A 15154-nucleotide genomic window follows, 5' to 3' on the forward strand; every position below is an offset into this window, starting at 1 on the left:
GGCGGTGCCGGTGGTGCCGGCGGCGGCGCGGCCGGAGCCGGTGCGGCAGCGGGCCGCGGCGGTGCCGGTGCCCCGATGGCCGGTGCCGGAGCCGGCGGCCGCGGGCAGCAGGGCGGTGAGGACGAGCGCGAACGTCCCAGCTGGCTGATCGAGGAAGAAGACGTGTTCAGCAACGACATGCAGCTCGTCGCGCCGCCCGTGTTCGGCGACTGGTCCGGCGAGGGACGGTGAACGTGCCCGGACGTCAGCTCGATGTGACCCCGCCTGCGGCCGCCTACCTGTGCCGCAGGTTCGACAGCCACCTGCACCCGCTGCTGCGGGTCGGGCGGCTGCCGTTCGAGGCCGACGAACGCGACCATGCCGAATTCGACCGGCGCGGCCGCGACGACCTCGCGCGGCAAGGCGCGCTCGACGGCGACCAGCTGCACCCGTTCCTCGAAGACGCGATGCACCTGCTCGCCCGGCCGCCGCTCGCGGTCGGCCTCGCCGTGCACGAACCCGGCGGGACCAGTTTCAACGCGGTGTGCGTCGAGCAGAACCGGGACGTGCTGCAGGCCTACCAAGCCGACGGGGCGACAACGCAGGACCTGGAGAACATCCAGCTCACCCGGCACGAGTACGGCGGGGCGGGCGGCAACGCCGTCCGGCTGCTCGGCAGCGTCACCGCCGCGCCCGGCCGCTCGGTGTCCGTGCCCACCGCCTACCTCGACGAGGCGGACCGGCGGCGCAAGGCGGGCACCGCGCTGCAGGCGGCGCTGTCCGGTGCCGGCGTGCACGGGGCGGACGCCCGCACGCTGGCCACCGCGTTCAGCGCCGAACGCAGCCGCGACGGCGTGTTCACCGTGCGCGCCTACGACGACAAGGTGCGCCGGATGCACGTGCTGCCGGTGAACCTGCAGTTCTTCGTCACCAACGAGGGCTGCTACATGAGCCAGCGCGTCCGCGGGCAGGACGGGCGCGAATGGTTCACCCTCGCCCCGGCCGACGGGCGCAAGCTGCACGCGAAGATCGAGGAGATGGCCAAGGCGCTGCGCCAGCCCGCGCGCGTCTGAACCACCGTCCACAACGGACGCAGTACGACGGCCGCCCGGTGGAACCCCCGCCGGGCGGCCGTCGTCGTTCGAGCAACCCCGCGGGCATCCGCGTTCACCCCGTGTTCACCCGGGTTCACCACCGGGCCGCCCGGTGGGAATTGTGGGAATTATCCGGCCGGAGCTCCGCGCACGACCGGGATCACCAGCGGAACCGCGTGCGCTGCGCGTTCGGCGAAATACCTCCACTGTGGAGCGTCAAGGGGTGTGTGGCACTTTTCCGCCGACCATCGCGCGGCCGGCGGCCGGCCCGATATCGTCGAGCGCGACCGAGTTGATATCCGATCTGTACCGGCCGGTGGCCGGGACGGAGGTGCTCCGAGTGGTGAACGTGCGCCGGACTCGGCCGGGACGCCCGGCAGCCGGTAGCGCACCGCCGATCGGTGACCTCGGCAACACCCCCTGACTCACCGCGGACCTGGTCGACGACGACCGGATCCGCGCAGTGCTCCCACACCACACAGCGCCGGGAACGGCCCCGGTGCCGGACGCGGCTGCCCGCAGGCGGAACGGACCGCTCGCGCGGCCGGCGGATCCGGTGGACGACGACGTGGCGAAACAGGTCATCGGCACTCCACAACGGAGTGCGCTGCTGCCGGTGGCCGCACGGTACCGGCCCGCGCGGCCGGAGGAAGTGCGGCAGACGTGGACCAAATGCTCGTGGCCTTCGACGGCTTCGCGCCGATCGTGACGGTGATGCTGCCCGCGGGGCTGGCCGTCGCCGTCGCGTCGGCGGTGCTGCGCGGCTCGGCCGGACTGCGCGTCGACCCGGTCGACCCCGCGGTCGATGGCGGGCTCGCCTTCGCCGCGCTGTCGGTGTGCTTCCTCGTGTTCAAACCGCAGCCCAGCCCGCCCGGATCGGTCGGCCCCGACTTCGGCACCGACTTCGGCACCGCGATAGCCGCGGCCTCCGGCGACCTGATGCCGTGGGTGCAGCTGATGGGCAACGTGGTGCTGCTGCTGCCGCTGGCCGCGCTGATCCCGCACCGTGTCGGCTGGTTCGACCACGTGGCCAAGATCGCGCTCGGCGGGCTGGCGCTGACCTGCGTGATCGAAACCACCCAGTTCTTCCTGATCCCGGGCCGCGTCGCCTCCGCCGACGACGTCCTGCTCAACACCATCGGCGCGGCGCTCGGCGGGCTGCTGGCCGGGGTGCCCAGCCGGATCTCCACCGCCATCCAGCCCGGGCGGCACGCCGGCGGCCCCGCCGACCGGACCGTGCCCTACCTGCTCGCCCGCGTCGAGAGCGAACGCGCCGCCAGCAGGCCCTGAGACCGCCCCGCCCGGAGCCGCAGCGGACCACGACCCCGGGCGGGGCACCTCCGTCCGGGCGGCCTATTTCTGCAGCTTGTCGTTGCGTTCGCTGAACGAGCGGCCCAGCGCGGCGACCTCGCGTTCGGCGCGGGGGATGAACCGCGCCGTGGTCGGGGCCATCAGCCGCTCGACCAGCCGCGAGGTGGGCAGGTTGCGCAGCCAGTGCACCAGCTTGATCGACCGCGGCACGTAGACGCGGCGGGAGCGGTGCTGCACGCCGTCGGCGATGGCCTTGCCGCACTCCTGCACGCTGGTCGTCGCGCGCATCGGCCACGGCAGCCGCTTGCGCATCTCCTGGAACGTGCCCAGATCCTTGCTGACGTCGCGCACCAGGTCCGTGTCGATCCACGACGGGTGTGCGCTGCCGACCCCGACGCCCAGGTGCCGCACCTCGGACTGCACCGCGCTGGCCAGCGCCTCGGCCCCGGCCTTGCTGGCCGTGTAGGCGGCCATCCCGCCGATCGGCGCGAACGCGGACAGCGAGGACACCACCAGCGCGTAACCGCGGCGCTCGACCAGATGCGGCAGGCTCGCGCGCAGCGTGTGGAACACGCCGTTGAGGTTCACGTCGACCGTCTTCACGAACGACTGCGGATCGTGCTGGCGGACCGTGCCCAGCGGGGCGACCCCGGCGTTGGCCACGACCGCGTCGATGCCGCCGAGCGCCTCGGCCGCGGCGTCCACCGCGCGCTGGACCGACTCCGGGTCGGTCACGTCGGCCTCCGCCCAGAAGTGGCCTTCGCCGAGTTCGGCGGCCAGCTCGCGCAGCACTTCCGGTTCCAGGCCGGTGAGCGCTACCCGCGCCCCGCGCCCCGCCAGCTCGCGGGCGGTCTGCGCACCGATGCCGCGGGCAGCGCCGGTGATCAGGACGACCTTGCCGGACACGTTCGGCATGAGCTCTCCCCTTGCGTCGACAGCCGTTACCTACTGATCAGTAGGCTACTGATAGTAGGTCGCCGCGGCGGCGAGCGGAACCCCGCGATCCGCCGCGGGAGAACGGGTGCGGACATGCGAAGGGCCGCCGGTCGGGCGGACGGGTTCGGTCGAACCCGCCGCGCCTCCGGCGGCCCGGTGCTGCGGTGCGAACCGGCGGTGCCTCGCCGGGAGAGTCGGCTCAGGCCGGCCCGTTGATCGCGGCCAGCACCTCCTCGTGCTCGGCCAGGACCTGCTCGGCCAGCCCGCGCATCTCGGCCGAGGAACCTTCCTCCAGCTGGACCCGGGCCAGCTGCTCGGCGCCGTCGGCCAGCTCGGTGACCGCCTGGCGGAACCCGCTGTCGAACTGGGCGCCGCCCAGCGCGGTCAGCTGCTGGACCTGCTCGTCGTCCAGCGTGCCCGCCAGATCGCCCGCCGGGGCCTGGTCCTGCGGATCGCTGCTGGACTCCTGGCCCGCGGTCGAGCTCAGCCAGCCGGTGAGCTGGTCGGCCTGCGGCTGGGCCGCACCGCGCAGGTCGTTGGCCAGGGTGCGGACGGCGTTGGCGCCCGCGTTGCGGCCCGCCGCGTCCGCCAGCTCCAGCACCTGCTCCCGGTTGCCGAGCAGTTCCTCGGCGAACTCCCGGTCGGTCGAGCTGTGCTCGGCACCCGCGCCCTCCTGGGCGGGCTGGCCCTCCTGGGAAGGCTGGTGGCTGACCGGCTGCTCCGCCGCCGCGGGCGACGGCGTGCCGGGCGCGGGCGGCTGTTCGCTGGGCTCCTCGCTGGGCGTGCAACCCGCGAGTGCGAGGCCGCCGGCCAGCACAGCGCCGATGATCGTGCTCCTCCGCACGTGCTTCCCCTCCAAAGGCTGGGTGGTCGTAGTCCCAGGGCGGCCCGGTGATCCTCCTGGAGGCGATCGCGCATGGGCTGCCGGACCTTCGCCCCGCAGACTAACCGGATGCCGGTGGAGCCGTGCGGGCGACATCGCGCGATCGTGCCCGGCTGCGTGCTGTCGTCTGGATCTCACCGGCGGTGACCGAATCGGGGATGATGACTAGGGTGGCTACGGCCCGCCCGAACTCCAGCACGACGGTCGGGCTAGTATCCGCAGTCGGCAGGCATCGTGATCGCTCTGCAGGACCCTGCAGCCCGGTGGCGGTGGTTGTCGATCGGTCCACCCGGGCCGGGCGGACCTCCAGAGGTCCGGCAGGCATTCAACAGTCAGTGCAGGAGGCACCGTGACGGCCGTCGCGCCACAGCCGATCGCCTCGCGCCCCCATCCGGTGCGTAAAACGGTCAAGGGATCTTTCCTGGCGCGGATGTTCCGCACCACGGACCACAAGCAGATCGGCATCCTCTACCTCGTCACGTCGATGGGCTTCTTCCTCATCGGCGGGCTGATGGCGATGCTGATCCGCGGTGAGCTGGCCGCACCGGGTCTGCAGTTCCTGTCCCAGGAGCAGTACAACCAGCTGTTCACCATGCACGGCACGATCATGCTGCTGCTGTACGCGACGCCGATCCTGTTCGGGTTCGCGAACTACATCCTGCCGCTGCAGATCGGGTCCCCGGACGTCGCCTTCCCGCGGTTGAACGCCCTCTCCTACTGGCTGTTCTCGTTCGGCGGGCTGATGGTGGTCGCCGGCTTCCTGCTTCCCGGCGGGGCGGCCGACTTCGGGTGGTTCGCCTACACGCCGCTGTCCGACTCGGTGCACTCACCGGGCTACGGCGCGGACTTCTGGATCACCGGCCTGCTGGTCTCCGGTCTGGGCACCATCCTCGGCGGTGTCAACATGCTGACCACCGTGGTCTGCCTGCGCGCGCCCGGCATGACGATGTTCCGGATGCCGATCTTCACGTGGAACATCCTGGTCACCAGCGCGCTGATCCTGATGGCGTTCCCGATCCTGACCGCCGCGCTGGCGGGCCTGCTGGCCGACCGGCACCTCGGTGCGCACGTGTTCGACCCGGCCAACGGCGGCGTCATCCTGTGGCAGCACCTGTTCTGGTTCTTCGGCCACCCCGAGGTCTACATCGTCGCGCTGCCGTTCTTCGGCATCGTCTCCGAGATCTTCCCGGTGTTCAGCCGCAAGCCGATCTTCGGCTACACCGGCCTGGTCTACGCGACGCTGGGCATCGCCGCGCTGTCCGTCGTCGTGTGGGCGCACCACATGTACGCGACCGGCGCCGTGCTGCTGCCGTTCTTCGCGTTCACCACGTTCCTCATCGCGGTGCCGACCGGCGTGAAGTTCTTCAACTGGATCGGCACGATGTGGAAGGGGCAGCTGACCTTCGAGTCGCCGATGCTGTTCAGCGTCGGCTTCCTGGTCACCTTCCTGTTCGGCGGTCTCACCGGTGTTCTGCTGGCCATGCCGCCGGTCGACTTCCACGTCTCGGACACCTACTTCGTCGTCGCGCACTTCCACTACGTGCTCTACGGCACCATCGTGTTCGCGACCTTCGCCGGCATCTACTTCTGGTTCCCGAAGATGACGGGCCGGATGATGGACGAGCGGCTGGCCAAGCTGCACTTCTGGCTGACCTTCATCGGCTTCCACGGCACGTTCCTGGTGCAGCACTGGCTGGGCAACGAGGGCATGCCGCGGCGCTACGCCGACTACCTGGAGTCCGACGGGTTCACCGCGCTGAACGCGATCTCCACGGTGGGTGCGTTCATCCTCGGCGCCTCGATGCTCCCGTTCCTGTACAACGTGTTCAAGAGCTACCGGTACGGCGAGGTCGCCACGGTCGACGACCCGTGGGGCTACGGCAACTCGCTGGAGTGGGCCACCTCGTGCCCGCCGCCGCGGCACAACTTCACCGAGCTGCCCCGGATCCGCTCCGAGCGCCCCGCGTTCGAGCTGCACTACCCGCACGTCGCCGAGCGGATGCGGCTGGAGGGCCACCTCAGCTTCACCGGCAAGCCGCTCAGCCACGGGCACGAAGCGGACCCGCAGAACGCGACCCATGTCGAGCAGAAGAGGTCCGACAAGGACGAGTGACTCAGTCGCTAGCCCCGCGCAGCACGGCTGTGCGAAGGTGGGTTAGCTCGACGACGAGCCCCGGCGGCCCCGTGCCCGCCGGGGCTCGACGCTTTCCGGGCCTCGATGTTCCGGGCCCCGATGTTGTGGAGCACGGGAACGAAGAGAGGACACTTTCCACCGTGAGCACGTCCAACGCCAGTACTGTGCTGATCACCGTGACCGGCAAGGACAAGCCGGGCGTCACGTCCGTCCTGTTCGCCGCGCTGACCCGTCACGGCGTGGACATCGTCGACGTCGAACAGGTCGTCATCCACCGCAGGCTGGTGCTCGGCGTCCTGGTCTCCACCGAGCAGGACCCCGAGGAACTGCAGGAAGCCGTGGAGCAGGCGATGGCCACCGTCGGCATGTCGGTGGACGTGGCCATCGGGGTGGACGACGACGCCCCGGCCAAGCTCACCTCCACGCACGTGGTCGTGGTGCTCGGCCAGCCGCTGACCGCGCGGCACTTCAGCGAGGTCAGCCGCGGCCTCGCCGAGATCAACGTGAACATCGACTCCATCACCCGGGTGGCCGACTACCCGGTGACCGGGCTGGAACTGCAGGTCAGCGCGCCGGACGTGGATGAGGAGACCGACGCGCGGCTGACCTCAGCCATGGCCGACATCGCCGCGGGCAACGGGGTCGACGTCGCCGTGGAGCGCACCGGTCTGGCCCGTCGCGCCAAGCGGCTGGTCGTGTTCGACGTGGACTCCACGCTCATCCAGGGCGAGGTCATCGAGATGCTGGCCGCCAAGGCCGGCTGCGAACCGCAGGTGCGCGAGGTCACCGAGCGGGCCATGCGCGGCGAGATCGACTTCGCCGAATCGCTGCGCCAGCGGGTCGCCGTCCTGGAAGGACTGCCCGCGTCCGTGCTGGACGAGGTCGCCGCGGACCTGGAGCTCACGCCGGGGGCCCGCACCACGATCCGCACGCTGCGCAGGCTCGGCTTCCACACCGGCGTCGTCTCCGGCGGCTTCACCCAGATCATCGACTCGCTCGTCGACGACCTCGGGCTGGACTTCGCCGACGCCAACGAGCTGGAGGTCGTGGACGGCAAGCTGACCGGCCGGGTGATCGGCGAGATCGTCGACCGGCCGGGCAAGGCCAAGGCGCTGCAGCGCTTCGCCGAGTCGTTCGGGGTTCCCCCGGCGCAGTGCGTGGCGGTCGGCGACGGCGCCAACGACATCGACATGCTCTCCGCGGCCGGGCTGGGTGTGGCGTTCAACGCGAAACCGGCGTTGTGCGAGGTCGCCGACACCGCGCTGTCCTACCCGTTCCTGGACACGGTGCTGTTCGTGCTGGGGGTCACCCGCGCCGAGATCGAGGCCGCCGACGCCGAGGACGGGGTGCTGCGCCGGGTCCCGCTGGAGCTGTGATGCCGCCGACCGAGCGGAATACCGCGGCGCCGGCGCGGGATGTACCGGGTATGTCGGACGCGTACCCGCACGTGCTGGATCCGGTGGCCGCGCGCTATGCCTCCTGGCTGTCGCTGCCCGGCGCCGCGACCGCCGACGTCTCGGACGAGGACCCGGCCGACGTGCTGCTGATGCCGATGGTGCTGCGCCTGGAACGGGGCGAGCCGCCGCGGCGGTCGGCGATGCTCGCGGCCGCGGCGGCGTCGGCGGTGGCGGTGTGCCTGGACGAGCGCAGCGCTCCCGGCGGCGAGTGGCACGCCGACGTCGGCGGCTGGACGGCCGGGCGGATCCGCAAGGTCGCCCGCCGTGCCCGCGGCTCGCACTGGGCGGCCGCGCAGCAGCTGCCCGGCCGCACGGTGGAGATCGGCGGGGCGCAGGTGCGGTCGTTCGTGCCGCTGCGGGTGTCCGAGACGCCCAAGGAACTCAGCAGGCTGCAGATCTCCGGCAGCGAGGTCGAGCCGGACGAGCCGGGTCCGGTCCCGACCGGTGTCCCGCGGCTGTGGCTGAACCCGCACGTGCCGATGAGCGCGGGCAAGACCGCAGCGCAGGTCGGGCACGCCACGATGATCGCCGCCGCGCTGCTGCACGCCGAAGGGCGCACCGACGAGCTCACCGCCTGGACCGAGCGCGGCTACCCCTGCGCGGTGCGCATCCCCGAGCCGGATGCCTGGCGCGAGCTGCTGCCGGGTGCGGACCCCGGCCGGTCCTGGCAGGAGCGCGGGATCGCCGCGGTGCGCGACGCGGGCTTCACCGAGGTCGACCCGGGCACCGTCACCGTCCTCGCCGAGTGGGCCCTGGGCTGAGCGCTGACTCGGCCGGCAGGGCCGTCAGTCGTCGCCGACGCCGCGGGCGGCCAGGGCTTCGCCGAGCTGGTCGGCGTGCCGCAGGGTGCGCACCAGGAACGGGACGGCGAACGCGGTCACCGAGGCCCCCGCGCCGCGGGCCCGCTGGGCCTGGCGGGTGTCGTCGGCGATCGAGGACAGCGCCGCCACCGCCTGCAGCGTCAGGCCCACCAGCAGCCCCACCCGTTCCGGGCGGACGCCGAACCGGCGCAGCGGACCCAGTCCGCGCTCCACCGCGGCGACCAGGTCGTCCACCCGCGTGGTGAGCGTGAACAGGTTCGCCGCGGCCAGCGCCGCGAACAACCGCAGGCACACCACAGCGGCCGTGTCCAGGCCCAGCAGCCACCACTGCACCGCGAACACGAAGGCCAGCACCGGCACCAGCAGTCGCGCGGCCTGCCAGCAGCGCATCGGCCGGATGCGGGCCAGCGGGTAGCCGGCGACCACCAGCACCGCGCAGATCCCCAGCGCCAGCGGCCCGCTCAGCGCGAACAGCAGCACGCCGGCACCCAGCAGGCCCGCGAACTTCGCCCCGGCGGGCAGCCGGTGCAGCGGGCTGCTGCCGGGTTCGTACAGACCCAGCGGGCTCACGGCGTCCTCCGCGCGGACGGCTCACGCATCGACGAGCTCCCGGTACCGGCGCAGCGCGACCCGCGGTTCGTCGTCGGCCACGACGCGGCCCGCGTCCAGCACCACGACGCGGTCGAACCCGTCCAGCAGGTCCAGGTCGTGGGTGACCAGGACCACCTGCTGCGGCAGCTGTTCCAGCACCCGCACGAAATGCCGCTTGTTGCGCAGGTCCAGCAGCGTCGTCGGCTCGTCGCAGACCAGCACGTCCGGTTCCAGCGCGAGCATCGAGCACAGCGCCAGCAGCTGCTTCTGCCCGCCGGAGAGCCGGTGCGCGGGGTGGTCGGCGTAGTCGCCGAGACCGTGCTCGGCCAACACCTCCGCGGCCCGCCGCTGCCGCTCCTGTTTGGACAGGCCCTTCCCGCGCAGCGAGAACGCCACGTCCTCCCCGGCCGTGGGCAGCACGATCTGGCTGTCCGGGTGGGTGAACACGAACCCCACCCGGCTGCGCACCCGGCGGCCGTGCCGGACGGGATCCACCCCGTCCACCCGCACCGAGCCGCTGGTCGGGTGCACCAGTCCGTTGATGGTGCGTGCCAGCGTTGACTTGCCGGACCCGTTGCCACCGACGAACGCCACCCGCTGCTCGGTCAGCCGGAGATCCACATCGGACAGAACAGCGCGGGAATCGTAACTGTGCCCGACGTTCTCGAACTCGATCAATCCACTCGCTCCCACACCGAGGCCACGCCCAGCCCGCCGCCGGACGACAGCGCGGCCAGGCCCGTCGCGGCCGCACCGCTGCGCACCAGCCGGGCGAACAGCCGCACCACCAGCACCGCGCCGGACGCGCCCCACGGATGTCCGAGGGCGATCGCGCCGCCGTCCGGGCTCACCGTGCGCTCGTCGATCCCGGCGGCGTCCAGGCAGGCCAGCGCCTGACCGGCGAACGCCTCGTTGAACTCGACCACGTCCGGTACCGCCCGCGCCACGACCTCCCGCATCGCGGGCACCGCGCCCAGGCCGAGCCGGTCCGGCGCGACCCCGCGAGTGGCCGAACTCACCAGCCGCATCCCGGGCAGGCCACCGCGTCGCCGATTGTCCTCCGTGGTCAGCAGCACAGCCGCTGCCCCGTCGCTGATCCCGCACGAGTTGGCCGCCGTCGCGGTGCCGTCCGGGGTGAACGCCGGGCGGAACCGGGCCAGCCGGTCGGCGGTGAACCTGCCGCGCGGGCGCTCGTCGGAGTCGACCCCGCCCGCCGGCACCAGTTCCGCGGCGAACCGGCCGTCCCGCTGCGCGGCAACGGCGCGCTCGTGGCTGCGCGCCGCGAACTCGTCCTGGCGCCGCCTGCCGATGCCGGCCTCGGCGGCGACCGCGTCCGCGGCCGGACCCATGTCCGGATCGCCGAACTCCGGCGGGGCGAACGGCGCGCGGGCGTAGAACGCGGGCGGTTCGGTGGCCGACCGCGGCCGCCACGCCCGCCACGGCGCGGTGGACGCGCTCTCCACACCCCCGGCCAGCAGCCAGTCCGCGTCGCCGCCCCGGATCATCGCCGCCGCCGTGCTGATCGCCGCGAGCCCGCTGGCGCACTGCCGGTCCACGGTCATCGCGGGCACCTGCTCACCCAGCCCGGCCCGCAGCGCGGCGCTGCGCGCGGGATTGCCGCCCGGGCCGAGCACGTTGTCCAGCAGCACGTCGTCCACCGAGTCCCGCCCGGCGTCTGCCAGCAGCGCGCGCAGCACCGGTTCGGCCAGCCGGTCGGCGGGCAGGTGCTGCAACGCACCGCCCGCGGTGCCGATCGGGGTGCGCCGGGCGGCGACCACCACCGGCGTGCGGTCGACGGTCACAGCGGCTCCGCAGGCAGGTCGCCGTCCCGCAGCCGCTCCGCGGCCAGCGCGCGAGCCGGTTTGCCGGAGGCGGTGCGCGGCAGTTCGGCCGGCGCCAGCCAGCGCCGCGGCCGGGCCGCCGGTTCCAGCGCCTCCCGGCACCGGCGCCGCAGCTCCGCCGTCGACGGGTGCCGCTGCGGATCGGGTTCGATCAGCGCGGTCACCAGCGAGCCGAACCGCGGGTGCGGGGTGGCGGAGACGAGCACGTCGCGCACGCCCGGGCAGCCGCGCAGCACGTCCTCCACCTCCTCGGGATCGATCAGCGCGCCGCCGCTGTCGATGGCCGTGCCCGAGCGGCCCAGCACCTGCAGCGCGCCGTCCGGCAGCCACTGCGCGCGGTCGCCGACCGAGATCCGGCCCGCGGCCCACTCCGGCGGAACGACCAGGTCACCGGCCTGCAGATAGCCGTCCGCGGCGAGCTCGGTCCCAGTGCTCAGCAGCCCGTCCGCGTCCAGGTGCACCGGCACCACCGGGTGCAGCGGACCGTCCCGGCCCACCGCGATCAGCGACTGCTCGGCCGAGCCGTAGTACTCCAGCAGCGCGCAATCCGGCAGCACGGCGCGCAGCCGCCGCCGCGTGCCGGGATCCAGCCGCGCCCCCGCGCACACCGCGGTGCGCAGCAGGCAGGCTTCGCGCAGCGCCGGGTCGCGCTCCAGCACGGCCAGCAGCGCGGACAGCATCGCCGGCACCAGGTGCACCACCGCGCAACCGGTCGCGGCGCGGGCGGCCGCCTCGGCCGACCACTCCTCCAGCAAGACCGGTTCGGCGCCCGCGTGCAGGGCGTGCAGTGCGCCGAACAGGAACAGCGAGGAGCTCAGCGGTCCGGGCACCAGCACCCGGTCGCCCGGTGCCACGTCCAGGCCCAGCCGGTCGAAGCTGCGCAGCCACGACCCGCGGGAGCGCTGCAGCACGCGCGGTCTGCCGCTGCTGCCGGACGTGCCGGCCAGGTAGAACGGCACCCGCTCGGGTGCCGGTACCGGTGCCGGATCGGGGGAGCCGGGCAGCGGGTGCACCGCACCGGCCGCGGCGTCGACCAGCACCGACGGGCGCGCGTCGTCCAGCACCGCGTCCCGCTCGCGGCGCGGCCAGGACGCATCCGGCAGCAGCGCCGCGCAGTCCGCGCGATCGGCGGCCAGCAGCCAGCACAACCGGGACAGCGCCGAGCCGCCCTGCACCGCGACCCGGCCGCCGCGCGGGAGCAGCCGCGCGGCATCGCCCACCCGGGCGGCCAGCTTCGACGCGGACAGCACGTCCGCACCGCACGCGGCGCCGGACGCGGGCGGACCGGCCAGAACGGGGATGGAGCTCATCGCGTTCCAGTATCCCGCCGCTGCGGCAGCAGGTCCGGCACCGCGCGGTGCACCGCCACCGCGACGAGGGACACCAGCACGACCTTGATCGCATCGCCGGGCACGAACAGCAGTGACTGCACCGCGGCCGCGCCGAGGTCACCGGTCAGCAGCGCCCAGTACGGGATGCCCACCAGGTACGTGGTCAGCACGCCGGCGAAGTTGGCCGCCAGCAGCACCGCGATCCCGGGCCGCGGTGCGGCGCGCTGCACGATGAGCCCGACGACGACCGCGGCCGCCAACCAGCCCAGCACGAACCCACCGGACGGTCCGAGGAACGGAGCCAGTCCGCCGCGCCCACCGGACAGCAGCGGCAGCCCGATCGCGGCCAGCGCCAGGAACAGCAGCACCGACGCGCCCGCCCGGCGTGCGCCGAGCAGGCTGCCCGCCAGCAGCGGCCCCATGTTCTGCAGCACCACCGGCACGGCCGCACCGGCCAGGTAGAGCCCGGGGAACAGGCCGAGCACCGCGATGAACGCGGCGAACACCACGGTCCGAGCGAGGGTGGCGGCGGGCGTCGCGGGCAACGCGGTCCCCTTCCGGGTCGGTCGGGCGCGCGGCGGCGCCGGGAGCAGCGGGTCGGTGGCCGCCTGCGCAGGTCGGCCGCGGCGGCGGGGCCAACCTACCCGGCCCCGGTGCGGGAACAGAAAGATTCGGTCCGCGTTGTGGGAACCGCACAACACCGGTCAGGTCGATGCGCTGATGCGGCGCAGCGCCCCCTTGACCACCTCGGGATCGTGCGTGGTCCAGAACGGCGGCAGCGAGGCGCGCAGGAATCCGCCGTAGCGCGCGGTCGCCAGCCGCGGGTCCAGCACCGCGATCACCCCGCGGTCGCTGCCGGAGCGCAGCAGCCGCCCGGCGCCCTGGGCCAGCAGCAGCGCCGCGTGCGTGCCCGCGACGGTGAGGAACCCGTTGCCGCCGTGTTCGCTGACCGCCTTCTGCCGCGCCGAGGCCAGCGGATCGTCCGGGCGCGGGAACGGGATCCGGTCGATGACCACCAGCTGCAGCGAATCGCCGGGCACGTCCACGCCCTGCCACAGCGACAGCGTGCCGAACAGCGAGGTCGCCGGATCCGCCGCGAACCGCGTGACCAGCAGCGACGTGGTGTCCTCGCCCTGGCACAGCACGGGGGTGTCCAGCCGCTCGCGCAGCTGCTCGGTGGCCTGCTTGGCCGCGCGCATCGAGGAGAACAGGCCCAGTGTGCGGCCGCCTGCGGCGCGCACCAGCTCGGTGAGCTCGTCCAGGTACTCCGGTGGCAGCCCGTCCCGGCCCGGCGGCGGAAGCCTGCGCGCCACGTACAGGATCCCGCTGCGCTGGTGCTCGAACGGCGATCCCACGTCCAGCCCGGTCCACTTCGGGCCGGAACCGTCGGACGGCGCCTCCTTCGCGGTCGCCGCGCCCTCGGCCCGCTCGGCGCGCTGCTGCGGCGGCAGCCCCCACTGCCGGGCCAGCGTGTCGAACGTGCCGCCCAGCGCCAGGGTCGCGGAGGTGAGCACCGTCGTGTAGGGACCGAACAACCGCTCGCGCAGCAGTCCGCCGACGCCGAGCGGCGCGACGTGCACCGCGGGCGGGCGGTTCGGCTCGGCGGCGACCCAGACGACGTCGCGCCCGGCGGAGTCCTCGTCGAACGCCTCCAGCACCCGCACCGCCGTGTCGTGCAGCTCCTCGGTGACCGCCAGCGCGAGCTTGCGCGCCGTACCGCCCTCCGGATCCTCCTTGCGCTCCGGACCGAGCGCGGTGACGCAGGCCGCCGCGGCGTCGCGGGTCGTGCGCAGCGCGCCGGACAGGTCCGGCGGGAGCTGTTCGAGCCTGCCCGGCTGCGCGGCGGCCAGCACCTGTTCCAGCCCTTCGCCCGCCTCGACCAGCCGGTCGGCGGTCTGCTCGTCCACGGCCCGCCCGCAGCGTCGCGCCGCCAGCCGCACCGCACCCGCGCTCAGCTCGCCGGTGGCCGCCGAGGTCACCCGGTCCACCAGGTCGTGCGCCTCGTCGACCAGCACCACGTCGTGCTCCGGCAGCACCGACCGGTCGTCCAGGGCGTTGATGGCCAGCAGCGCGTGGTTGGTGACCACGACATCGGCGCGCCCGGCACGGGCCTTGGCGTGCTCGGCGAAGCAGTCGGTGCCCACCGGGCAGCGCTGCGCGCCCAGGCACTCCCGCGCGGACACCGACACCTGCCGCCACGCCTGGTCGGTCACCCCCGGCACGAGCTCCGCCCGGTCGCCGGTCTCGGTCTCGGTGGCCCATTCGCGCAGCCGGCCGACCTGGCGTTCCAGCGCCGAGGCGGCGAACGCGTCGAACAGCGCGCCGTCCTCCGGTTCCTCCGGGGCGCCGCCGCCCTGCGCCCGGTTCAGGCACAGGTAGTTGCGCCGCCCCTTGAGGATCGCGAACGTCGGCCGCCTGCCCAGCGCGGGCTCCAGCGCCTCGGCCAGCCGCGGCAGATCGCGGTCCACGAGCTGGTTCTGCAGCGCGATCGTGGCCGTGGACACGACGACCGTCGTCCCCTCGGACACCGCGTGCCGGATCGCCGGGACCAGGTAGGCCAGCGACTTGCCGGTACCGGTGCCCGCCTGCACCGCCAGGTGCTCGCCGGACTCGATCGCGCCGCGCACCGCCTCGGCCATCCGGGACTGGCCCTCGCGCGGCGTCCCGCCGACCGAGGACACCGCCACTTCCAGCAGCGTGTCCAGGTCCGGGACCTCGCCCGGTCCGGCCGATGCGGTGCGCAGCGGCAGTTCCGCGGCGATCTCCGGGGGCAGTT

General features: G+C 73.5%; 13 protein-coding genes and 1 pseudogene. 6 read left to right on the forward strand and 8 right to left on the reverse strand.

Annotation, left to right across the window (positions count from 1 at the left end; translation table 11 throughout):
• The 3 genes and pseudogenes from IQ251_RS16490 to IQ251_RS16500 form a co-directional block, all read left to right on the forward strand.
• A pseudogene (locus IQ251_RS16490) lies at window positions 1–231 on the forward strand (hypothetical protein); the annotation flags it as partial.
• A gap of 2 nt (window positions 232–233) precedes the next feature.
• Window positions 234–1052, forward strand: coding sequence for an ESX secretion-associated protein EspG (locus tag IQ251_RS16495; protein ID WP_193929502.1), 819 nt, complete (start codon window positions 234–236; stop codon window positions 1050–1052).
• A gap of 693 nt (window positions 1053–1745) precedes the next feature.
• On the forward strand, window positions 1746–2363 hold the full coding sequence (locus IQ251_RS16500; protein WP_228047231.1) for a VanZ family protein: 618 nt from the start codon (window positions 1746–1748) through the stop codon (window positions 2361–2363).
• 63 nt (window positions 2364–2426) lie between these two features.
• Here IQ251_RS16500 and IQ251_RS16505 read toward each other — a convergent pair whose 3' ends face one another.
• Window positions 2427–3299 (reverse strand): SDR family oxidoreductase, encoded by an 873-nt coding sequence (locus IQ251_RS16505; RefSeq protein WP_193929504.1) that lies wholly within the window; start codon window positions 3297–3299, stop codon window positions 2427–2429.
• A 220-nt stretch (window positions 3300–3519) separates the two neighbouring features.
• Window positions 3520–4164 (reverse strand): DUF305 domain-containing protein, encoded by a 645-nt coding sequence (locus IQ251_RS16510; protein ID WP_193929505.1) that lies wholly within the window; start codon window positions 4162–4164, stop codon window positions 3520–3522.
• 388 nt (window positions 4165–4552) lie between these two features.
• Here IQ251_RS16510 and ctaD point away from each other — a divergent pair, with 388 nt between their 5' ends.
• The 3 genes from ctaD to IQ251_RS16525 all read left to right on the forward strand — a co-directional run bounded on the left by ctaD (window position 4553) and on the right by IQ251_RS16525 (window position 8555).
• A complete protein-coding gene (gene ctaD / locus IQ251_RS16515) occupies window positions 4553–6316 on the forward strand; it encodes an aa3-type cytochrome oxidase subunit I (RefSeq protein WP_193929506.1) in 1764 nt (587 codons plus the stop codon).
• A 161-nt stretch (window positions 6317–6477) separates the two neighbouring features.
• Window positions 6478–7713, forward strand: coding sequence for a phosphoserine phosphatase SerB (serB, locus tag IQ251_RS16520; RefSeq protein ID WP_193929507.1), 1236 nt, complete (start codon window positions 6478–6480; stop codon window positions 7711–7713).
• Window positions 7714–7763: 50 nt separating this feature from the next.
• Window positions 7764–8555 (forward strand): aminoacyl-tRNA hydrolase, encoded by a 792-nt coding sequence (locus tag IQ251_RS16525; RefSeq protein ID WP_193929508.1) that lies wholly within the window; start codon window positions 7764–7766, stop codon window positions 8553–8555.
• Window positions 8556–8579: 24 nt separating this feature from the next.
• Here IQ251_RS16525 and IQ251_RS16530 read toward each other — a convergent pair whose 3' ends face one another.
• The 6 genes from IQ251_RS16530 to IQ251_RS16555 all read right to left on the reverse strand — a co-directional run bounded on the left by IQ251_RS16530 (window position 8580) and on the right by IQ251_RS16555 (window position 15128).
• Window positions 8580–9185 carry an energy-coupling factor transporter transmembrane component T family protein gene (locus IQ251_RS16530; RefSeq protein WP_193929509.1) on the reverse strand — a complete coding sequence of 202 codons (606 nt, stop codon included), beginning with the start codon at window positions 9183–9185 and terminating at the stop codon, window positions 8580–8582.
• Window positions 9186–9206: 21 nt separating this feature from the next.
• A complete protein-coding gene (locus IQ251_RS16535; RefSeq protein WP_193929510.1) occupies window positions 9207–9884 on the reverse strand; it encodes an energy-coupling factor ABC transporter ATP-binding protein in 678 nt (225 codons plus the stop codon).
• Complete coding sequence (locus IQ251_RS16540; protein WP_370591455.1) at window positions 9881–11008, reverse strand: thiolase family protein; 1128 nt, start codon at window positions 11006–11008, stop codon at window positions 9881–9883. The genes IQ251_RS16535 and IQ251_RS16540 overlap by 4 nt, the downstream gene beginning before the upstream one ends.
• Window positions 11005–12357: an AMP-binding protein gene (locus IQ251_RS16545; protein WP_193929511.1), complete on the reverse strand. Its 1353-nt coding sequence runs from the start codon at window positions 12355–12357 to the stop codon at window positions 11005–11007. Before IQ251_RS16545 ends, IQ251_RS16540 begins: the two co-directional genes overlap by 4 nt.
• Entirely contained in the window at window positions 12354–12923 is a 570-nt protein-coding gene (locus IQ251_RS16550) for a biotin transporter BioY (protein ID WP_228047226.1), read from the reverse strand. The genes IQ251_RS16545 and IQ251_RS16550 overlap by 4 nt, the downstream gene beginning before the upstream one ends.
• A gap of 159 nt (window positions 12924–13082) precedes the next feature.
• Window positions 13083–15128, reverse strand: a complete 2046-nt coding sequence (locus IQ251_RS16555) for an ATP-dependent DNA helicase (protein ID WP_370591456.1) — start codon at window positions 15126–15128, stop codon at window positions 13083–13085.
• Window positions 15129–15154 lie beyond the last annotated feature (26 nt).

This window comes from Saccharopolyspora montiporae (assembly GCF_015209505.1).
GTDB classification, from domain to species: Bacteria; Actinomycetota; Actinomycetes; order Mycobacteriales; family Pseudonocardiaceae; genus Saccharopolyspora; species Saccharopolyspora montiporae.

Bases quoted from the DNA above. Each gene is read 5' to 3' on its own strand.
- IQ251_RS16500 (WP_228047231.1), top strand. From the start codon at position 1,746: ATGCTCGTGGCCTTCGACGGCTTCGCGCCGATCGTGACGGTGATGCTG.
- IQ251_RS16505 (WP_193929504.1), bottom strand. From the start codon at position 3,299: ATGCCGAACGTGTCCGGCAAGGTCGTCCTGATCACCGGCGCTGCCCGC.
- IQ251_RS16525 (WP_193929508.1), top strand. From the start codon at position 7,764: ATGTCGGACGCGTACCCGCACGTGCTGGATCCGGTGGCCGCGCGCTAT.
- IQ251_RS16545 (WP_193929511.1), bottom strand. From the start codon at position 12,357: ATGAGCTCCATCCCCGTTCTGGCCGGTCCGCCCGCGTCCGGCGCCGCG.